This window comes from Flavobacterium branchiarum (assembly GCF_030409845.1).
GTDB lineage: Bacteria > Bacteroidota > Bacteroidia > Flavobacteriales > Flavobacteriaceae > Flavobacterium > Flavobacterium branchiarum.
In genome coordinates, this window is sequence record NZ_JAUFQQ010000003.1 from 1,679,922 (window position 1) to 1,703,658 (window position 23,737).

The window sequence follows — 23,737 nt, forward strand, 5'->3', positions numbered from 1 at the left end:
AATGCTTCGAGGCTCAAAATTTTCTGTTATTTCAATACTTCAATCCAACCGTTATAATCTTTATTTCCTTCAGCTGTTTTGAGTTTAAAGATGTAATAATATACACCTCCACTTAAACCATGTCCATTAAAACTATTATCATAATTCTCAGAATGATAAACCTCATTACCCCATCTGTTATAAATCATTAAGACAGAACCAGGATAATTGTCTAAACCTACAATAACAAAATTGTCATTTTTACCATCACCATCTGGAGTTATAACATTCGGAATGAAGATATCTGTAATAGCTGCAGGAATAGGTCGTGTAGCACAGGTTGTACATACCCTTGGTGTAGGATCAAGTGTGGTACTGATAGCACTAGCTGTATTGCTCAATGTGCCTTTAAAATCTATAGGTGTATCTACTGTTACTTCATAAATAGCTATTAAACCATTAGGTAAATCTAAGATCGTTTCATTAAGATTACCTGTCCCTGAAGTTTTCGGATAAGTTACACCTGGAGAAGGTAATGCTACCCAGCTACCTATAGTCGTTCCTGTAGGAGCATTATCCACAATTGTTATTGCTTTAGCATCACTAGGTCCAATATTGGTAACCACAATGCGATATACTACTGATTGTCCTGGTACAAACGAAGTTTGTGTTGGATCACTTAGTGTTTTCACTGTAGTAATATGTGCTAATGATGTTGGTATAAGTGGATCAGTCGTACAAGTTGTACACGGTCCAGGTGTTGGATCTGGAGTTGGTGTAGTTACTACTACTGTATTGCTTAATGTACCGATATAATCCGCTTGAGTTAAAACATCAACGTCATAAATAGCGACTAAACCATTTGCTAAAGTTAACAGGGTTTCATTTAAGTTCCCAGTTCCCGAAGCTTTCGGGTACGTTACCCCAGTAGACGGAATCGCAGTCCAACTGCTGATTGTTGTACCCGCTGGTGCATTATCTAAAATGTTAACTGCTGTAGCTGCATCAGGCCCTTGATTAGTAACCGTAATGCGGTAAGTTACCACATGACCAGGAGCAAAGGTTTTCTGTATTTGATCTTTCAGTGTTTTCACCGTATTTAAATGCGCTTGTACTATAGTTGGCGCAATAGGGGTAGTCGTACAAGTTGTACATGGTCCAGGTGTTGGATCTGGAGTTGTACTCGTTGCCGTAACAGCATTGCTCAACGTTCCTGTGAAATCCGCAGGGGTTTGAACCGTTACTTCATAAATAGCGACTAAACCATTTGCTAGAGTAACCAGCGTTTCATTTAAGTTCCCAGTTCCCGAAGCATTCGGATAGGTAACCCCAGTTGATGGCATTGCAGTCCAACTGCTGATTGTTGTTCCAGCAGGCGCATTATCAACAATTGATACCGCAGTTGCATCACTCGGACCATTGTTGGTCACTGCAATACGATACACTACTGCTTGTCCAGGAACAAACGAAGTTTGTGAAGGATTGCTAAGTGTTTTCACCGTATTTAAATGTGCTTGTGGTGTTGGCGTAATAGGGGTAGTCGTACAAGTTGTACATGGTCCAGGTGTTGGATCAGGAGTTGTACTCGTTGCTGTTACAGTATTGCTCAATGTTCCTGAGAAATCCGTAGGAGTTTGAACTGTTACTTCATAAATAGCTACTAAACCATTTGCTAACGTTGCTAGGCTTTCATTTAAGTTCCCAGTTCCCGAAGCATTCGGATAGGTAACCCCAGTTGATGGCATTGCAGTCCAACTGCTGATTGTTGTGCCAGCAGGCGCATTATCTACAATTGACACTGCTGTTGCATCACTCGGACCATTATTGGTCACTGCAATACGATATACTACAGCTTGACCAGGTATAAACGAAGTTTGTGTTGGGTCACTTAGTGTTTTCACCGTATTTAGATCTGCCTGTGGCGTTGGCGAAATAGGAGTGGTAGTACAAGTTGTACACGGTCCCGGAGTTGGATCTGGTGTTGGACTAGGTGTTGTACTTGTTGTCGTAACAGCATTGCTCAACGTTCCTGTAAAATCAGCAGGGGTTTGAACCGTTACTTCATAAATAGCTACTAAACCATTTGCTAACGTTGTCAGCATTTCATTTAAGTTTCCAGTTCCCGAAGCATTTGGATAGGTTACCCCAGTTGAAGCTATTGCAGTCCAACTGCTGATTGTTGTACCCGCAGGCGCATTATCAACAATTGATACCGCCGTTGCATCACTCGGACCATTATTAGTCACTGCAATACGATATACTACAGCTTGACCAGGTACAAACGAAGTTTGTGTTGGGTCACTTAGTGTTTTCACCGTATTTAGATCTGCCTGTGGCGTTGGCGAAATAGGAGTGGTAGTACAAGTTGTACACGGTCCCGGAGTTGGATCTGGTGTTGGACTAGGTGTTGTACTTGTTGTCGTAACAGCATTGCTCAACGTTCCTGTGAAATCCGCAGGGGTTTGAACCGTTACTTCATAAATAGCTACTAAACCATTTGCTAACGTTGCTAGACTTTCATTTAAGTTCCCAGTTCCCGAAGCATTCGGATAGGTAACCCCAGTTGATGGCATTGCAGTCCAACTGCTGATTGTTGTTCCAGCAGGCGCATTATCAACAATTGATACCGCCGTTGCATCACTCGGACCATTATTGGTCACTGCAATACGATATACTACAGCTTGACCAGGTACAAACGAAGTTTGTGTTGGGTCACTTAGTGTTTTCACCGTATTTAGATCTGCCTGTGGTGATGCTGGAATAGGATCGGTAGAACAAGTTGTACATGGTCCCGGAGTTGGATCTGGTGTTGGACTAGGTGTTGTACTTGTTGTCGTAACAGCATTGCTCAACGTTCCTGTAAAATCCGCAGGGGTTTGAACCGTTACTTCATAAATAGCTACTAAACCATTTGCTAGAGTAACCAGCGTTTCATTTAAGTTTCCAGTTCCCGAAGCATTTGGATAGGTAACACCAGTTGATGGCATTGCAGTCCAACTGCTGATTGTTGTACCCGCAGGCGCATTATCAACAATTGATACCGCAGTTGCATCACTCGGACCATTGTTGGTCACTGCAATACGATACACTACTGCTTGTCCAGGAACAAACGAAGTTTGTGTTGGGTCGCTTAGTGTTTTCACCGTATTTAGATCTGCCTGTGGCGTTGGCGAAATAGGATTGGTAGTACAAGTTGTACACGGTCCAGGCGTTGGATCTGGTGTTGGACTAGGTGTTGTACTTGTTGTCGTAACAGCATTGCTCAACGTTCCTGTGAAATCCGCAGGGGTTTGAACCGTTACTTCATAAATAGCTACTAAACCATTTGCTAACGTTGCTAGACTTTCATTTAAGTTCCCAGTTCCCGAAGCATTCGGATAGGTAACCCCAGTTGATGGCATTGCAGTCCAACTGCTGATTGTTGTTCCAGCAGGCGCATTATCAACAATTGATACCGCCGTTGCATCACTCGGACCATTATTGGTCACTGCAATACGATATACTACAGCTTGACCAGGTACAAACGAAGTTTGTGTTGGGTCACTTAGTGTTTTCACCGTATTTAGATCTGCCTGTGGTGATGCTGGAATAGGATCGGTAGAACAAGTTGTACATGGTCCCGGAGTTGGATCTGGTGTTGGACTAGGTGTTGTACTTGTTGTCGTAACAGCATTGCTCAACGTTCCTGTAAAATCCGCAGGGGTTTGAACCGTTACTTCATAAATAGCTACTAAACCATTTGCTAGAGTAACCAGCGTTTCATTTAAGTTTCCAGTTCCCGAAGCATTTGGATAGGTAACACCAGTTGATGGCATTGCAGTCCAACTGCTGATTGTTGTACCCGCAGGCGCATTATCAACAATTGATACCGCAGTTGCATCACTCGGACCATTGTTGGTCACTGCAATACGATACACTACTGCTTGTCCAGGAACAAACGAAGTTTGTGTTGGGTCGCTTAGTGTTTTCACCGTATTTAGATCTGCCTGTGGCGTTGGCGAAATAGGATTGGTAGTACAAGTTGTACACGGTCCAGGCGTTGGATCTGGTGTTGGACTAGGTGTTGTACTTGTTGTCGTAACAGCATTGCTCAACGTTCCTGTGAAATCCGCAGGGGTTTGAACCGTTACTTCATAAATAGCTACTAAACCATTTGCTAACGTTGCTAGGCTTTCATTTAAGTTCCCAGTTCCCGAAGCATTCGGATAGGTAACCCCAGTTGATGGCATTGCAGTCCAACTGCTGATTGTTGTGCCAGCAGGCGCATTATCTACAATTGCTACAGCCGTTGCATCACTCGGACCATTATTGGTCACTGCAATACGATATACTACAGCTTGACCAGGTATAAACGAAGTTTGTGTTGGGTCACTTAGTGTTTTCACCGTATTTAGATCTGCCTGTGGCGTAGGCGAAATAGGAGTGGTAGTACAAGTTGTACACGGTCCCGGAGTTGGATCTGGTGTTGGACTAGGTGTTGTACTTGTTGTCGTAACAGCATTGCTCAACGTTCCTGTAAAATCAGCAGGGGTTTGAACCGTTACTTCATAAATAGCTACTAAACCATTTGCTAAAGTTACTAGCGTTTCATTTAAGTTCCCAGTTCCCGAAGCATTTGGATAGGTAACACCAGTTGATGGCATTGCAGTCCAACTGCTGATTGTTGTGCCAGCAGGCGCATTATCTACAATTGCTACCGCCGTTGCATCACTCGGACCATTGTTGGTCACTGCAATACGATACACTACTGCTTGTCCAGGAACAAACGAAGTTTGTGTTGGGTCGCTTAGTGTTTTCACCGTATTTAGATCAGCTTGTGGTGTTGGCGTAATAGGATCAGTTGTACAAGTAGTACATGGTCCAGGAGTTGGATCTGGTGTTGGACTAGGTGTTGTACTTGTTGTCGTAACAGCATTGCTCAACGTTCCTGTAAAATCAGCAGGGGTTTGAACGGTTACTTCATAAATAGCTACTAAACCATTTGCTAAAGTTACTAGCGTTTCATTTAAGTTCCCAGTTCCCGAAGCATTCGGATAGGTTACCCCAGTTGATGGCATTGCAGTCCAACTGCTGATTGTTGTGCCAGCAGGCGCATTATCTACAATTGATACCGCCGTTGCATCACTCGGACCATTATTAGTCACCGCAATACGATATACTACAGCTTGACCAGGTACAAACGAAGTTTGTGTTGGGTCGCTAAGTGTTTTCACCGTATTTAGATCAGCTTGTGGTGATGCTGGAATAGGATCGGTAGAACAAGTTGTACACGGTCCCGGAGTTGGATCTGGTGTTGGACTAGGTGTTGTACTTGTTGTCGTAACAGCATTGCTCAACGTTCCTGTAAAATCAGCAGGGGTTTGAACGGTTACTTCATAAATAGCTACTAAACCATTTGCTAAAGTTACTAGCGTTTCATTTAAGTTCCCAGTTCCCGAAGCATTCGGATAGGTTACCCCAGTTGATGGCATTGCAGTCCAACTGCTGATTGTTGTGCCAGCAGGCGCATTATCTACAATTGATACCGCCGTTGCATCACTCGGACCATTATTAGTCACCGCAATACGATATACTACAGCTTGACCAGGTACAAACGAAGTTTGTGTTGGGTCGCTAAGTGTTTTCACCGTATTTAGATCAGCTTGTGGTGTTGGCGTAATAGGATCAGTTGTACAAGTAGTACATGGTCCAGGAGTTGGATCTGGTGTTGGACTAGGTGTTGTACTTGTTGTCGTAACAGCATTGCTCAACGTTCCTGTGAAATCCGCAGGGGTTTGAACCGTTACTTCATAAATAGCTACTGAACCATTTGCTAGAGTAACCAGCGTTTCATTTAAGTTTCCAGTTCCCGAAGCATTTGGATAGGTTACCCCAGTTGAAGCTATTGCAGTCCAATTGCTGATTGTTGTTCCCGCAGGCGCATTATCAACAATTGATACCGCAGTTGCATCACTCGGACCATTGTTGGTCACTGCAATACGATACACTACTGCTTGTCCAGGAACAAACGAAGTTTGTGTTGGGTCGCTTAGTGTTTTCACCGTATTTAGATCTGCCTGTGGCGTTGGCGAAATAGGATTGGTAGTACAAGTTGTACACGGTCCAGGCGTTGGATCTGGTGTTGGACTAGGTGTTGTACTTGTTGTCGTAACAGCATTGCTCAACGTTCCTGTGAAATCCGCAGGGGTTTGAACCGTTACTTCATAAATAGCTACTAAACCATTTGTTAACGTTGCTAGACTTTCATTTAAGTTCCCAGTTCCCGAAGCATTCGGATAGGTAACCCCAGTTGATGGCATTGCAGTCCAACTGCTGATTGTTGTGCCAGCAGGCGCATTATCAACAATTGATACCGCCGTTGCATCACTCGGACCATTATTGGTCACTGCAATACGATATACTACAGCTTGACCAGGTACAAACGAAGTTTGTGTTGGGTCACTTAGTGTTTTCACCGTATTTAGATCTGCCTGTGGCGTTGGCGAAATAGGATTGGTAGCACAAGTTGTACACGGTCCCGGAGTTGGATCTGGTGTTGGACTAGGTGTTGTACTTGTTGTCGTAACAGCATTGCTCAACGTTCCTGTAAAATCCGCAGGGGTTTGAACCGTTACTTCATAAATAGCTACTAAACCATTTGCTAGAGTAACCAGAGTTTCATCTAAGTTTCCAGTTCCCGAAGCATTCGGATAGGTTACTCCAGTTGAAGCTATTGCAGTCCAACTGCTTATTGTTGTACCCATAGGAGCAACATCTTGTATATTAACCGCTAAGGCTTCACTAGGACCATCATTGGTTACAGTGATTTTATATACTACAGCTTGTCCAGGAACAAACGAAGTTTGTGTAGGGGTCTTAGTGACTTTTGCAATCGTTAAATGTGCTCTAGGACTTGGTGTTGGAGTTGATGTTGAAGAGTCATTACCAGGAGTTGGATCATTTTCAGTTCCGGTAATAGATGCTGAGTTAGCATACGAACCAGTGGCATTTACTGTAGCAGTAATAGATAGCGTAGCTGTGGTTGCACCAGCTAAAGTACCGATGGTCCATTCTCCACTACCAGGATCGTATGTCGTACCAATTGGAGCAACGCTACTTACATAGGTATAACCAGCAGGTAGTAAATCAGTAACTGTAACTCCAGTTCCATCACTTGGGCCATTGTTGGTTGCAGCAAGACTAAACGTAACGGTACTTCCTACAGCAGGATTCGGATGATCAACTGTTTTTACAATAGAGCGATCAGATGTTGGCACAGCTATTGGAGTTGATGTCGAAGAATCATTACCAGGAGTTGGATCATTTTCAGTTCCATCAATAGATGCTGAGTTAGCATAAGGACCAGTTTTATTTACAGTAGCTGTAATAGTCAGCGTAGCTGTAGTTTCACCAGCTAAAGTACCAATATTCCATTTTCCACTAGCTGGGTCATAACTTGTTCCAATTGGTGCTACACTACTTATGTAGGTATAGCCAGCAGGTAACAAGTCAGTCACAGTAACTCCAGTTCCATCGCTTGGTCCATTATTGGTTGCAGCAAGGCTGAATGTTACCGTGCTTCCCACCGCAGGATTCGGATTGTCAACTGTTTTCACAATAGAACGATCAGATGTTGGAACAGCTGTTGGAGTAGATGAAGAACTATCATTACCAGGAGTAGGATCATTCTCAGTTCCAGTAATGCTAGCAGTATTTGCATAAGGACCAGTTTTATTTACAGTCGCTGTAATAGTGAGCGTAGCTGTGGTTGCACCAGCTAAAGTACCGATGGTCCATTCTCCACTACCAGAATCGTATGTCGTACCAATTGGAGCAACGCTACTTACATAGGTATAACCAGCAGGTAGTAAATCAGTGACTGTAACTCCAGTTCCATTGCTTGGTCCATTGTTGGTAGCCGCAAGACTAAATGTTACTGTGCTTCCCACCGCAGGATTACTATTATCGACTGTTTTCACAATAGAGCGATCCGATGTTGGTACAGCAGTTGGAGTAGATGTTGAAGAATCATTACCAGGAGTTGGGTCATTTTCAGTTCCAGAAATAGATGCAGTATTAGCATAAGGACCAGCAGGATTTACAGTCGCAGTAATAGTAAGTGTAGCTGTAGTTGCTGCGGTTAAGGTACCGATGGTCCATAATCCACTAGCAGAGTCATAACTTGTACCAATTGGAGCTATACTACTTACATAGGTATATCCAGCAGGTAGTAAATCAGTAACTGTAACTCCAGTTCCATTACTTGGTCCATTGTTGGTCGCTGCAAGACTAAATGTAACCGTACTTCCCACCGCAGGATTACTGTTATCTACTGTTTTTACAATAGTGCGATCTGAGGTTGGTACAGCAGTTGGTGTTGATGTTGAAGAATCATTACCAGGAGTTGGATCATTCTCAGTTCCAGAAATAGATGCAGTATTTGCATAAGTACCAGCTGCATTAACAGTCGCTGTAATAGTTAATGTTGATGTAGTTGCACCAGCTAAAGTACCGATGTTCCATAATCCATTTGTTGGATTGTAGATTGTTCCTATTGGAGCAACACTACTTACGTAGGTATATCCAGAAGGTAGTAAATCTGTTACAGTAACACCAGTTCCATCACTTGGGCCGTTGTTAGTTGCAAGAAGGCTGAATGTTACCGTACTTCCCACCGCTGGGTTTTGATTATCTACAGTTTTTACAATAGAACGATCAGAATTAGGAATTGGTGTAGGAGTTATAGTTGAACTATTATTTCCTGGGGTTGGGTCATTTTCAGTTCCATTAATAGAAGCTGTGTTAGCATAGGAACCCGTTGGAGCTACAGTAGCTGTTATGGTAAGAGTTGAACTAGCTCCATTTGTAAGTGCTCCAATAGTCCATAATCCAGTTGCTGGAACATATGAGGTTCCTGTAGGAGGTGTTGCTGAAACAAAAGTATAACCTGCCGGAAGAAGGTCAGTTACACTAATTCCAGTTCCATCACTAGGTCCTGAATTGGTTGCTACTAATGTAAACACTACATTACTGCCAACATTTGGCATTGTATTATCAACTGTTTTTGTAATTGAAACATCAGTTTCTTTGATGATAGTAGTACTTACAGAACTGCTATTATTAGCAAGGTTATAATCAGTTACACTAGCAGAAGAAGTTACTGTAGCATTGTTGCTTATAGTAGTTGCACTTGTGGAGGCGCTTACCGTACCATTGATAGCAATAGTAATGTAATTTGAGGCACCAGCAGTAATATTTCCGGTTAATTGTATCGTATTACTACTACCAGAAGAAATTCCGTTTATAGTAGCCACACCGCTTGCAGTAGCTGTCCAGTTTATATTCTCTACATCAGATGGAATCAAATCTTGGATAGTTAATCCTTGAACATCAACAGGACCAGCATTGCTTACTTTAATGCTGTAGGTAATAGGAGTACCAGCCGTAGCAGTTTGTGGACCACTTTTTTGTATAATTAGGTCGGTAGACTGATTGGTTGATGTTGTTACAGAACTTTCCATAACATTACCTGCTGTAACAGTCACTGTATTGGTAAATGAACTTAATGCATTAGAACTTACAGTACCATGTACTACTATTGTTAATGCCGTTAAAGGATTACCATCCGCAGGAATATCTCCTGAAGTTGCAACAGTATTGGTCGTTCCAGACGTTGCACCTGTAATTGTAGCTCCACCACCAGCAACAATATTCCAGTCAGATACAATTACTGATGTAGGAACATTATCTTGAATAATAGCATCAGTAATATCTCCCGCTCCACCATTTGATACAACAATAGTATAGGTAATTGGATCATTGATATTTATGGATGTTGGACCATTTTTAGAAACTCTTAATAAAGGGGAATTGCTTACCACAGTTGGTATAGTGCTGGTATTATTAGCCAATTCTGGGTCGGTTACAGGACTTAAAGCTTGGAAATTAGCAGTAGCTGTATTAGAGAAATTGGAATTATCAGGAGTCGCTGGGTTTATAAGTCCAGTTACAGTAATTTCAATAACGCCAGTAGTAGCAGGAATATCACCAATAAGATTAATATTTCCAGTGCCATTCATAGCACTCAATGTTGCCCCATTTTGGACTGTAGCTGTCCAAGTAGGATTTAAAACTTGGCTAGGAATGTTATCTAGAATATTTATACCTGGTGCATTACTTGGTCCATCATTAATAACACGTAAGGTATATGAAATCATATCTCCTGCTCCAATATTAGCAGGTCCCGACTTTGTGATTCGCACATTGGCTATTCTACTCACATTGGTAGTAACACTGCTTGATGCAGGAGTAGCATCAGTTACGCCAGTTTCAGGAGTTGCAGTAGCAGTATTTACTAATGTGCTTCCTGCAAAATCACCATTGATTTTTCCAGTAATGGTTACAGATATAGATGCATTACCAGTAGCAGGTATAGCGGCTAATAGATTTACATTTCCTGTTCCAGAACTAGCGCCTGAAACATTGGCACCATTTAGTGCCGTTGCGGTCCAGTTTACTGTACTAATGTCTAAACCAGCTGGTAACATGTCTTCTATAGTTACTGCATTGGCATCTGCTGGACCTAAATTAGTAATGGTTAAATTATAGTCTACAAGATTACCTGCATAGGCATTAGTTGGCCCAGTTTTTTGAATTTGAATGTCCGCCTCTCTTCCTATAGTTGTTGTTATAGTATTGGAAGTAATTATTGGACTTCCCGTTGCTGTAACACTAGCAGTATTAGATATGCTTGTTACTGTAGATGAGGAAGGTACTGTTCCTGTAATTGTAATAATAATTTGATTATTACTACCACTTGGGATATCTCCTGTTACACTTAGTGTATTACCAGTTCCAGTCGCACCATTCGAAATGGTTGCTGTCCCTTGCGCAACAGCAGTCCAGCTCACATTTACTAGCGAAGCAGAAACATTATCAGAGATGGTCTGAGCTAATGCATTTCCTGTTCCACTATTATTTGCAGTTAATGTGTACGTAACTATATTTCCAGCACTGCTGTTTGAAGGTCCAGTTTTTGAAATTTGTACATTAATAGGGGTAGGTGTTACACTAGCCATGTTATTGTCGGGAGTAGGGTCATTTTGATCTGCATTTATAGTAGCAGTATTTGTATAATTACCCGTAGGGTTTACAGTTGCAGTAATTGTTAAGGTAGCATTTGTATTTGCATTAATATCATTAAGTGACCAAACACCAGTACCTGAATTATAAGTTCCTGCTGAAGGTGTTGCAGACACAAAGGTATATCCTGAAGGCAATAGGTCATTAACAGAAACACCTGTAGCATTACTTGGTCCGGCATTGGATGCAGTCAATGTAAAGACAACGTTATTTCCTGTATAAGGTGAAGCTGTATCTACTGTTTTGGTAATATTTAGGTTGGAAGAAGCTACTGGGGTTGGAGTTATAGTTGAACTATTATTTCCAGGTGTAGGATCATTTTCCGTTCCATTAATGGTTGCAGTATTTGCATAAGGTCCTGACGCGTTAACAGTAGCAGTAATATACAGCGTAGTAGTAGCACCATTGGATAATGCTCCAATATTCCATACACCAGTTCCCGAAGTATAAGTAGTTCCTTCGGAAGCATCTGAACTAACATAGGTATAACCCGCTGGAAGTAAATCAGTAACAGTTATTCCTGTTCCATCACTTGGTCCATTATTGGTGGCTAGTAATCTGAAAATAACAGTATTGCCTACGGTTGGGTTTGAATTATCAACAGTTTTTACAATCGAACGATCAGTAGTAGCTGTAGGTATTGGCGTAATTGTACTGGTATTATTTCCAGGAGTAGGATCATTTTCGTTTCCATTGATAGAAGCAGTATTAGCATAAGGACCAGTTGCATTAACAGTTGCAGTAATTGTCAATGTAGCATTTGCTCCATTTGCTAATGTTCCAATATTCCATATACCAGTTCCTGACGTATAAGTCGTACCTGCTGGAGGAGTTGAACTTACGTATGTATAACCAGCTGGAAGTAGGTCGGTAACTGTAACTCCAGTACTAGCACTTGGTCCATTGTTGGTAGCTACTAGCGTAAATACTACATTGCTACCAACGGCAGGTGTTGTATTATTAACAGTTTTTACAATTGAGCGATTAGTAGTCGCTGTAGGGTTAGGAGTAATTGTACTCGTATTATTCCCAGGAGTTGGATCATTCTCATTTCCATTAATAGAGGCTGTATTAGCATAAGAACCAGTTGCATTAACAGTCGCAGTAATAGTTAATGTTGCATTGGCACCATTTGCTAATGTTCCAATATTCCATACACCAGTTCCTGATGCATAAGTCGTTCCTATTGGCGGGGTTGAACTAACATAAGTATAGCCAGCTGGTAACAAGTCGGTAACAATAATTCCAGTACTTGCACTTGGTCCGTTATTGGTCGCTACAAGTGTAAATACTACATTGCTACCAACGGCAGGTGTTGTATTATTGACTGTTTTTACAATAGATTGATCACTTACGGATGTTGGAACAGGAGTTACAGTAGAAGTACTATTTCCAGGTGTAGGATCATTTTCTGTTCCATTGATAGAAGCCGTATTAGTATAATTTCCAGTTGCATTTACGGTTGCCGTTATAGTTAATGTTTTAGTATTTCCATTAGCCATATTTCCAATAGTCCACAGTCCAGTTGCTGGAACATAGGTGGTACCAGCAGGTGGAGTAGATGAGACGTAGGTATACCCACTTGGTAATATATCAGTAACGACTACTCCAGTAGAAGGACTTGGTCCGTTGTTAGTAGCAATTAGAGTAAATATTACAGTACTTCCAACAGCTGGAGTTTGATTATTGATAGTTTTGACTAATGAGCGGTCGGTAGTAGGTACAGGTATAGGAGTAGTTGTACTTGTATTATTCCCAGGCGTAGGATCATTTTCTACTCCGTTAATTGTTGCAGTGTTAGCATAAGATCCAGTCGCGTTAACGGTAGCAGTAATAGTTATAGTACTACTAGCACCATTAGAAAGTGTTCCTATATTCCAAATTCCATTAGTTGAATTGTAAGTTGTACCTATTGGAGGAGTTGAGCTTACATAGGTATAACCAGCAGGCAATATGTCAGTCACAGTTATTCCTGTTCCATTACTTGGTCCATTATTTCTAGCTACCAATGTAAAAACAACATTGTTACCAACAGCAGGTGTTGCATTATCAACAGTTTTTACAATAGAGCGGTCGGTAGTAGGTACAGGTATAGGAGTAATTGTACTCGTATTATTCCCAGGAGTTGGATCATTCTCATTTCCATTAATAGAAGCAGTATTAGCATAAGGTCCAGCCGCATTTACAGTTGCAGTAATAGTTAATGTTGCATTGGCACCATTTGCTAACGTTCCAATATTCCATACACCAGTTCCTGAAGTATAAGTAGTTCCTATTGGAGGAGTTGAACTTACATAAGTGTAACCAGCTGGTAGCAAGTCTGTAACTGTAATTCCAGTACTAGTACTTGGTCCGTTATTGGTCGCTACAAGTGTAAATACTACATTACTACCCACAGCAGGGGTTGTATTATTGACTGTTTTTACAATAGATCGATTAGTTACAGCTGTTGGAATTGGTGTAACACTACTAGTATTGTTTACCGATATAGGATCTGATTCAATACCTGAAATTACACCTGTGTTAGTATAGGTTCCAGTTGCATTTACAGTTGCAGTTATTGTTAGTGTTCGGGTAGCCCCATTTGTCATGGTTCCAATAGTCCATAGTCCATTTACTGGAGTATAGGTAGTACCTGCTGGCGGGGTAGATGAAACGTAGCTATAGCCATTTGGTAATATATCAGTAACGACTACTCCTGTAGAAGGACTCGGCCCATTGTTAGTAGCATTTAGAGTGAAAATTACTGTACTTCCAACAGGAGGAGTTTGGTTATCGATAGTTTTTACTAAAGAGCGGTCGGAAGAAGGAATAGGTATTGTAGTTGCTGTTGAACTATTATTTAGAGGAACAAGATCGGTTTCTATTCCGTTTATAGTAGCAGTGTTAGCATATGAACCTGATGCATTAACAGTAGCAGTAATTGTTAGGGTAGAATTAGTCTCATTTGCAAGTGACCCTATGTTCCAAATTCCGGTTGCCGAATTATAAGTAGTTCCTATAGGAGGAGTTGAGCTTACATAGGTATAACCTGCAGGCAACAAATCAGTAACAGCTATTCCTGTTCCATTACTTGGTCCATTATTTCTAGCTACCAATGTAAAAATAACATTACTACCCACAACAGGAGTAGCATTATTTACAGTTTTAACTATCGATCGATCAGTAATGGATACCGGAATAGGAGTTACTGTAGAACTGTTATTTCCTGGAGTAGGATCACTTTCGGTACCAGTTATAGTAGCAGTATTAGCGTAAGGCCCTGTTGCTTTAACAGTAGCAGTAATAGTTAATGTTGCATTGGCACCATTTGGCAGTGTTCCAATATTCCATACACCAGTTCCAGACGTATAAGTAGTTCCTATTGGGGGAGTTGAACTAACATAGGTATATCCAGCTGGTAGTAAGTCTGTAACAGTAACTCCAGTACTTGTGCTTGGTCCGCTATTGGTAGCTATCAATGTAAAAACAACAGGAGTTCCTACAGCAGGGGCGGAGTTATTGACTGTTTTTACAATAGAACGATCACTTACAGGCGTTGGGATTGGGGTAACACTACTAGTATTGTTTACAGATACAGGATCTGTTTCAACTCCAGCAATAGAAGCTGTGTTAACATAGCTTCCTATTGCATTTACAATTGCAGTGATTGTTAGTGTTCGGGTAGCTCCATTTGTCATGGCTCCAATAGTCCATAGTCCAGTTGCTGGAATATAGGTAGTACCAACTGGTGGGGTAGATGAAACATAAGTATAACCACTTGGCAATATATCAGTAACAACTACTCCAGTAGTGGCGCTTGGCCCGTTGTTAGTCGCATTTAGAGTAAATATTACTGTACTTCCAACAGCTGGAGTTTGATTATTGATAGTTTTTACTATTGCTCTATCAGTTGAAGGTACAGGCACTGGGGTAATAGTTACAGTGTTGTTAAGCTGATTAAGATCATTTTCATTACCTGTAACTGTTGCCGTATTAGCATATGGACCCGTAGCATTAACAGATGCTGTAATGGTCAAAGTAGCAGAAGCAGCATTAGTTAACCCACCAATTGTCCACAATCCAGTAGCAGATGCATAGCTTGTACCAGATGAAGCAGTGGAGCTTATATAGGTATAACCTGCTCCAAGCAGGTCGGTAACAGTTACTCCTGTGCTTGCATTAGGGCCATTGTTAGTAGCAACAACGGTGAAAACAACATTTGACCCAACAACAGGAAGTGGTTTGTCAACCACTTTTGTAACTGCTAAATCTGTTATCGGATTATAGGTACCAATAGCAATTGCCGTGATAGTCGAAATTGCAGGAATAGTACCAGTTAAAGTACTACCATTAGTATTGCCCGTAGCTTTAGAACTGCCACTCAGATCAATCCATGCTAAGCCATTCCAACCTACAAGCCGTAAATTAGCAGCTGAACTAAATCCACTAACATCTGGAATAGATGCAGTAACAGTAAGTCCGTTTACATTACTACCTATAAAAGGTACCCAATCCCAGAATCCTACAGGACTTACTGCTGTTAGGCCAGGTCCTATTAGATTTGTATTATGTACAACCCCATCTGTAGGATCAATAACAGTTGAAGGATTTCCGCTAAACCAAGCAACACCCAATTGGGTTGAAGCATTTGTGGGTGCAGAAATACTCAGAGTACGTAAAGTAGTAGGATCACCTACAGGAAATACAAAGGCAGTATTTCCTATCTTAGATACATATCCATCTACATGAGCTGCATTGGTTGCCCCAATCCAGCTCGATCCTGGAACAAATGTAACGTATCCTTGAGGGCTTGTTCGTTTTGTGACAATAGTGCCGGATTGAAAATTATGTTGGGCATAAATGGCCATAACGCCTGTGCCATCCACATAAGTATTCCCATAACTTCCTGATTGTGCATTTAGTTGTGTAGCCACTAAGAACAATGGCAGCAAACCAAAATATGCAAACAGTTTTTTATAAATAGAGGTTGATACCATAACTTTTTAGGATTAAGTTTAATATAATTTTAAACATAAGAAAAGGGAGATTTAGCTTTAATGCAACTAGCTGTTGTGTTAACAACAGCGCATTTTGCAACATTATAATAAGCGTTGAATATAAAGTTGTACCCCTTGTGAAAAGAGAACAGATGTACCTACAGTTACGTTTCCTCCTTGTCCCCATCCGATATTAAAATTAAAGGATCTAGTTGCATTGAGAGTAGTAGTATAATTTATGGAGCCACCATGCACTTGACTGAAAGTTGGAGAGTTGTTATGAATCCTTTGTGAACCTGAAGTTGCTGGGAAATCATAGAAATAACTATTTACGAATTGGGCGGTTGAATTAGGTATTGAAGCTTCATATACTAATGTAATAGTATAAGTACCTGCTGGTAATGTAATACTTGAGGTTGAAGGAGTGAATGTGCTACCTAATATTGTATTTACCAGTACAGCACCATTTGGGAAATTATAGCTTCCTCCATTTCCACCTCTAGGGACAGTTATAGAACCGGTAAGTCCAATAACGAGTACACTCGGTTTTGCAACTGCTAAAGTTCTTAAATTACCATTAGTATCAGCAGATACCAACAAATCGGTATTGGCGCCAGTGGGTAAAGAACGCACTCTTGCATTACCATTAATATCTAATGTAGCCGAAGGAACAAATGTAGTTGTTGAAGTAAGTCCTACTCCAACATTTCCTGCATGATATATATTCTGAGCATTAGTAGTTGCTGGTGTATTAGTTGCTGCATCGTACCAAGGTTCTGTTGCAGTTGCTATTGATTGGTTTAACATCGGTACCCATTGTGTTCCGTCATTATAGTAATAACCCGGTGTAACTCCAGTTATACCAGCCCCAGCAGTAGCAGTATTGTATACAGACATACCAGCGACGTGAGCTGTCAATGGACTAAAAGAACTAGTACTTGACAATGTTACACGAGGCAATAGTAATCCTTTTGTTGTACTCTCTAGTTCTAGTACAGAATTAGTATTTATTGTAGTAGGATTTGCACCTACTTTGACTTGAGCTGTCATATAAAAAGAAAGCATCAAAACTGCTATAAGTAACATTAATTTTTTTTTCATAATAATATAGTTTAGGAATAAGGTAGGTCGTGTGTTATATATTTTGGTTGAAAAACAAAAGATTTAATAGTGCTAGAATAGACGTTCAATATAGAGTTGTACTCCTTTAGAAAAAGTAACGGGAGCTCCTGTAGGGACATTTCCAGCTAGTCCCCAGCCAATAGCAAAAGGAAACGTAGCAGTAGCATCTAGCGTTGTATTATAGGAGATTGTGCCTCCATGAGACATTAATGTGGTGGGAGTGTTGGAATAGATTCTTTGTGTAGTTCCACCACTTTTAGGAAAATTAAAAAAATAACTACTTATTAAAGTCCCCGATCCCGATACAGTACCTTCATAAACAAGTCTGATGTTATAATTTCCAGATGGTAAAGTAATTGTCGACCCAGTAAAGCTGGCATTTTCTATTGTATTAAGTACTACTGTACCATTTGTAAAAGTATAGGAATTTCCTGCAGCTCCACGTGTAGTGCTTATACCTGCCAATACTCCAATTACACATACACTAGATTTTGATGCTGCAATGGTTCGTAAATTACCGTTAGCGTCTGCGCTTAATAATAAATCGGAGACCGCACCAGTAGGAAGACTTCGTATTCGTGAAGTTCCATTAACGTCTAAGGTAGCCGATGGCGTAAAGGTAGTTCCTGAGTTAAGAGCTATACCGACATCTCCATCGTGATATATGTTTTGTGCATTTGTAGTAGCGGGAGTATTGGTTGCACCATCGTACCAAGGTTCCAATGCCTTAATATTAGCTAAATTCAAAATACGTACCCATTGCGTTCCGTCATTATAATAATAGCCAGGACTTACAGCTGTAGTTCCAGAACCAGCAGTAGCTGTGTTGTAAACCGTCATCCCTTGTGCATGTAGGGTAAGTGGAGCGAATGAACTAGTACTGGTTAATGTAACACGAGGTAGTAGCATTCCTTTTGAAGTACTTTCCAATTCCATAAGTGAATTGGAATTGATTGTATTAGGATTATCACCAACTTTTACCTGTGCTATTGCAGAAAATGTGAGCATCCATAGCATAATGACTAAAGTGTATTGTTTTTTCATTTACATGTAGATTATAATTGGTTTTACTTTTATGTTTATAACAGCTTGATTTTTAATTACAAAAAAAAATAAGTCTCTATTTGTGAGGTGATTTTTTTCGACATAGAAAACCCTGTAGGAAATTATCCTAGTTGTTAATATCGATATGATTTTTGCTGATTTTTTGATACGGCAATGCAATAGCAAGCCTATCTTAAAAGAAGATTAGCTACTAGAGACTCAAGTTGGTTGGGGAATTAACCAAATTTTGATAAATGGAATTTTGGATAATAAAGAGTAACATTTTGCCATAGTAGGTTTTTTAAGTTAAAGTAGGGGCTTTAGGCATAATCTATTTTAGAAAAGATTTGCACTACAAAAAAAATGGTATGATTTTTATTTTAACATGTTCACAGAATAAATATGATATAACTTTCTTTTGTATTAAAAAGTGGTATTTCGAGAAAGCTTTAACTGCTGATTTTAAGTTTATAATTTTTAAAATCAATTTATAATATGAATTTTGAACGTATTTGGGACTTAGAACTTACTGCGTATTATACTTAATTTTATAAAGTGGAGATTAATGGTTAATTATCTAAAGATAAGTTATTTATGTGTTCTCGATAATTTAACAAGTGTTAATTTTATGTTAATGTTAACATTTCTTACTAATTGAGTTTATAATAGTAAGCTCAGACCATGAGAAATATTCTTGAATAGAGCACTTTTTTTAAGTAGTATTTTAGATTATATGTTTAAGAATATTTTTTTTTCAAATAACTATGAATCTTCAATACTCCTTGATACATACTGATAGAAAATTTTATTTCAGGTAGGATAAATAAACAAATACCTCATTAACTCATTAAATTTTTTACTCTTAGTTTTGGTTAGTTAAATTGTTTAATTAGTTCAACTAAATCATATTGTTTATTTACCTGAATAAAAAGAAATGAGTTTCAAATTTTGATATTTATTCATTGTTTATTTAGTAATGTTTAAATGGAGGGATTTTTGCTCAACATAATAAAAAATTGATTTATACACTTTCAGTTTGTACTTTTGCAAGTATGAATGATAACTTTATAAATGAATATTTTGGGATAGGAATTCAAAACGGAAAAACGCCTGAGAATTTAGGTGTTTTGTGGCGATCTGCTCAAAACTTAGGGGCTACTTTTATATTTACAATAGGTAATAGATATGCCAAACAAGCTAGTGATACTCATGATGCAGTAAAAGCAATACCTTATTTTCATTATGATACTTTTGAAGCTTTCTTTGAAAACTTGCCTAAAGGAGCGCGATTGGTCGGAGTCGAATTAGACGATAAAGCATCCGATTTAGAAACTTTTGAACACCCAAGACGTTGCGTTTATTTATTAGGAGCAGAAGATCATGGCTTATCAAGAAAGGTAATGGATAAATGCCATAATCTAGTTAAATTTAAATCAGAGAAAAGCTTAAACGTGGCCGTGGCAGGAACTATTATTATGTATGACCGGAACTTGTCTAAACCACGCTCTTAAACAAAAGTTCATTTCAAATATGAAATAAAAAAGCCTTTAAAAATCTATTTTTAAAGGCTTTTTACAGTTTACAGTTTACAGTTTACAGTTTACAGTTTACAGTTTACAGTTTACAGTTTACAGTTTACAGTTTACAGTTTACAGTTTACAGTTTACAGTTTACAGTTTACAGTTTACAGTTTACAGTTTACAGTTTACAGTTTACAGTTTACAGTTTACAGTTTACAGTTTACAGTTTACAGTTTACAGTTTACAGTTTACAGTTTACAGTTTACAGTTTACAGTTTACAGTTTACAGTTTACAGTTTACAGTTTACAGTTTACAGTTTACAGTTTACAGTTTACAGTTTACAGTTTACAGTTTACAGTTTACAGTTTACAGTTTACAGTTTACAGTTTACAGTTTACAGTTTACAGTTTACAGTTTACAGTTTACAGTTTACAGTTTACAGTTTACAGTTTACAGTTTACAGTTTACAGTTTACAGTTTACAGTTTACAGTTTACAGTTTACAGTTTACAGTTTACAGTTTACAGTTTACAGTTTACAGTTTACAGTTTACAGTTTACTTTTTGAATATAGTTTTCCCTTCTTTGATGGTTTCTAATACCTTAATATCTTTTAATTCAGTTGGATTTACTGTAAGTGGATTTTTGTCTAAAATTACAAAATCTGCCAATTTTCCATTTTTAAGAGAGCCTTTCAAATTTTCATCAAAATACTCGTAAGCAGCATTTATGGTAATGGCTTGTAAAGCTTGATAAGGAGTTGCTCTTTCGGCTTCACCAATTACTTTATCAGTTCTAGAAGTACGATTTACAGCTGTCCAAACAGTAAATAAAGGATTGATAGGTGTTACTGTAGCATCAGAATGGTTTGTGTATTTCAATCCCATTTTAGCAGCTGTAGCTATCGGACTTAAGAAAAACGCTCTATCTTTTCCTAAATTCTCTACGTGTACATCTCCCCAAAAATAGGCATGATTAGTAAAAAAAGAAGGTTCAATTTTATATTTTTTATAGATTTCTAATTGGTCAGGACGAACAAATTGAGAATGAATAGCTATAGTTCTTCGGTCTTTATCCAATGGTTGTTTTAACTCTTTACAAGCATATTCGTGTGCTTTAATAAGCATATCAATAGTAGCGTCGCCATTACAATGAATAAAAATCTGATTGTCATTAGCGTAAGCAGTTTTAAAGATTTTGTTCAATGCATCTTGTGACAGACTAGGAAGACCTCTACAGTCATGTGCACAGTCTGGAACAGGAGTTAAAAATGGTTTTGTAAAATAGGCTGTTTTTCCTTGTGGAGAGCCATCTGCAACAATTTTTGTTCCTTGTACCTTAAATTTATTCTTGTACTGTTTAAAATGAATAGAAGTATCGGCTACATTTTTATCTAAATCGGTGTATCCTGCCAATGAAATTAAATCAATTTTTAGTTTACCATCAGCTGCTTGTTTTTTGAAAAAATCTATTGTATTGCGGTCTGTCATTCCATCTTGTGCAGTCGTAAGGCCATTTTCTGCGTAATAATTTTGAGTCTTATCAAAAAATTCGGCTTGTTTAGTACTAAGTATTTTAAGCAAATTGCTCACAAAAGGATACATGGCAGTTTCCTGTACCAATCCGTTTGGTTCTTTTGAATTTGGGAAACGACCTATATTTCCCCCTGCAGGGTTTGGAGTGTCTTTAGTTACATTCATTTCTTTTAGTCCCAAAGAATTAGCAACTCCCATATGTCCGCTGGTATGCTGTAGATAAACAGGGTTTTTAGGAAAAATAGCATCTAACTCCGTTTTGTTTGGGTGTCGCTTTTCAGCCAATTGGCTTTCGTCATATCCCCATCCAAAAACCCATTCGCCATCTTTTATTTTGTTATCTGCTTTATATTTTTTTAATGCTTCTAACATCTTTGGGATACTCGAAATAGTACCAACTGGAGGAGGATTTAAATCAACTTGGCCCATAGTATTTGAAACCATCCCAAAATGACTGTGAGGATCTATAAATCCAGGTAGCAAAGTTTTGCCATCTAAATCTACTTTGTTACTTTCTGGAAATGATTTTTCTGCTTCTTTAAGAGTACCAACAAAGACAATTTTTCCATTTTGCTCTACTACTGCTTCAGCATAATTAGCTTCGTCAGTTTCCATAGTTATAATGTGTCCATTATAGTACAATTTAGTTTCAGAAGTTTGTTGATCGCTTAAATTCTTGTTTTCTTTTTTTCCACAACTAATTAATAGTATCAAGGATAGAATAAGGAGTGATGTTTTTGTCATTTTAGTCATCAGTTTTAATTTATTAAATAAGATTACTTAACAATGCCAAAAACACTTTTTAGTTTTGTGAAATGGCAATTTTTTATACTAAATTTAGAATAGTATAAATTTTATGTGGTTGTATTCCACTAAGATACAAATGTTTTTTGTAAGATACTATATTTTAATCTTTAAGAATAGAAGTGTTTTCTTAAGATAGTGTTCTACTTAAGATTAGGATGAAAATAAAAGAGTAAAAAACAGTATGGATATTTAAAAAGGTGGTAGTTCTATTAAGTTAAGAATAAGGATTTATGTTTAATAAATTTGAAGTCTCAGTTCCGTACTTATTTCTAGTTGTTTTCAGTCAACCGTGGCTTCGTTTTTGTGCCTTTTAGATACAACGAAGCCTTAGCAGTTGTTGGTCATTTTTTAGTTGTATTTTTTAAAAAATGAGGTAAATGATTTGTATAATTCTTCAGGAGCTTCGGATGGTATGTTGTGTGAAGTATTCTTTATGTAAACAAGTTCTTTATTTTTCTTAGGAACATTTTTAAGCGCTTTATAAATCATTCTACCAGATTCAATACCTATTGCATAGTCGAATTCTCCTTGAATGATTAAGATTGGCGTTTTGATAATAGCAATTTCATTTAAAATATTAAGATTATTATATGCTTCTTGGCCATGGAATACTCCGTTGATATATTCAAATCGTCCCATTACTTTTTCTAAAAGTTCGGGAGTATATTTATTTCTGGTATAGAAATCAGGATTTTTCAATAGTTCGTCAATTTTTACTTTCTTTTCAGGTTGTGCCCAATAGACATCAAAACCCAAGTCTTTTGGGAAATTATATCTTATTGTGTCCATGTCAGCAAAGAAATCTTTAAAACCACTTTTTTCTATAACGTCTAACTTTTTTAAAATGTCTTTATATCTGATTATTTTGTTCGGGTCATTAGTTTTCTTGATAAGATTATTTGCCAACTTTTTTTCATGATTGATTAAAGCAAAGTTATTGTTTTGAATGTTTGCTGTACCTGAATTACTAATAAATGAATTGATTTTTTCTTGATGTTTTATCAAATACAAGAAACCAAATGTACCACCCCAAGAAGAGCCCAAAAGGTTTATTTTTTTATTCGGGTATTTATCTTTTATATAATCCACAACAAGATCTAAATCTTTAACAAATTGTTCTGTTGTAAGCATCGTTTTGTCTTTCCATTCATCTGATTTACCACTTCCTCTTTGGTCAAAATAAACAACCAAATAATCTTTTTCAAATACGTCTCTAAAAAATTCATGGTCAACATTAAAAGCACCTGGGCCACCGTGTAATGTTATGATTATGGGCTTGTCAGGATTACCAATTACTCTTGTATAAAGGTTTGTTTTTTCTATTGGAATAAAAAATTCGGTATCAATTTGTTCATTTGATGACTGACTTTGTTTTTGTGCGTCACAAGTATTTGAAAATAAAAAAGAGATTATTAGAATAAATAAAAGGAATTGTTTCATTGGTTTTTTAGGGTTTAGTTAAATTGCTACTTGCATCCGTTTATGAAAAAATAGTTTAGTCCCTTCAAAAGTAGCTGAATTATTTCGATAATAAAATAAAGTTATATGTTGAATTATATTGTAAACCAGAGGAATACTGAGTAATTAATTTTGGTTTCAAATGAAAATGGGATGTTTAATAACGCTTTTGT

Annotated in this window: 6 protein-coding genes; 1 reads left to right on the plus strand and 5 read right to left on the minus strand. The window is 38.3% G+C overall.

Annotated features, from left to right (window positions below; all coding sequences use genetic code 11):
• Positions 1–26: 26 nt before the first annotated feature.
• The 3 genes from QWY99_RS08060 to QWY99_RS08070 form a co-directional block, all read right to left on the minus strand.
• Complete coding sequence (locus tag QWY99_RS08060) at positions 27–16,079, minus strand: T9SS type B sorting domain-containing protein (protein WP_290263551.1); 16,053 nt, start codon at positions 16,077–16,079, stop codon at positions 27–29.
• Between the two features lie 102 nt (positions 16,080–16,181).
• Positions 16,182–17,180, minus strand: a complete 999-nt coding sequence (locus QWY99_RS08065) for a phage tail-like protein (RefSeq protein WP_290263553.1) — start codon at positions 17,178–17,180, stop codon at positions 16,182–16,184.
• Between the two features lie 72 nt (positions 17,181–17,252).
• Positions 17,253–18,245 (minus strand): phage tail-like protein, encoded by a 993-nt coding sequence (locus tag QWY99_RS08070; protein ID WP_290263554.1) that lies wholly within the window; start codon positions 18,243–18,245, stop codon positions 17,253–17,255.
• A gap of 1,052 nt (positions 18,246–19,297) precedes the next feature.
• Here QWY99_RS08070 and QWY99_RS08075 point away from each other — a divergent pair.
• Complete coding sequence (locus QWY99_RS08075; protein WP_290265365.1) at positions 19,298–19,756, plus strand: RNA methyltransferase; 459 nt, start codon at positions 19,298–19,300, stop codon at positions 19,754–19,756.
• Between the two features lie 565 nt (positions 19,757–20,321).
• On the opposite strand, the gene QWY99_RS08080 is transcribed toward QWY99_RS08075, so the two are convergent.
• A complete protein-coding gene (locus QWY99_RS08080) occupies positions 20,322–22,043 on the minus strand; it encodes an amidohydrolase (RefSeq protein WP_290263556.1) in 1,722 nt (573 codons plus the stop codon).
• A gap of 411 nt (positions 22,044–22,454) precedes the next feature.
• Entirely contained in the window at positions 22,455–23,546 is a 1,092-nt protein-coding gene (locus QWY99_RS08085) for an alpha/beta hydrolase (protein ID WP_290263557.1), read from the minus strand.
• Positions 23,547–23,737: the final 191 nt, after the last annotated feature.

What these genes read in the sequence shown, in the direction of transcription:
- QWY99_RS08060 (WP_290263551.1), bottom strand. Translation starts at nt 16,079, where the DNA reads ATGGTATCAACCTCTATTTATAAAAAACTGTTTGCATATTTTGGTTTG.
- QWY99_RS08065 (WP_290263553.1), bottom strand. Translation starts at nt 17,180, where the DNA reads ATGAAAAAAAAATTAATGTTACTTATAGCAGTTTTGATGCTTTCTTTT.
- QWY99_RS08070 (WP_290263554.1), bottom strand. Translation starts at nt 18,245, where the DNA reads ATGAAAAAACAATACACTTTAGTCATTATGCTATGGATGCTCACATTT.
- QWY99_RS08075 (WP_290265365.1), top strand. Translation starts at nt 19,298, where the DNA reads ATGAATGATAACTTTATAAATGAATATTTTGGGATAGGAATTCAAAAC.
- QWY99_RS08080 (WP_290263556.1), bottom strand. Translation starts at nt 22,043, where the DNA reads ATGACAAAAACATCACTCCTTATTCTATCCTTGATACTATTAATTAGT.
- QWY99_RS08085 (WP_290263557.1), bottom strand. Translation starts at nt 23,546, where the DNA reads ATGAAACAATTCCTTTTATTTATTCTAATAATCTCTTTTTTATTTTCA.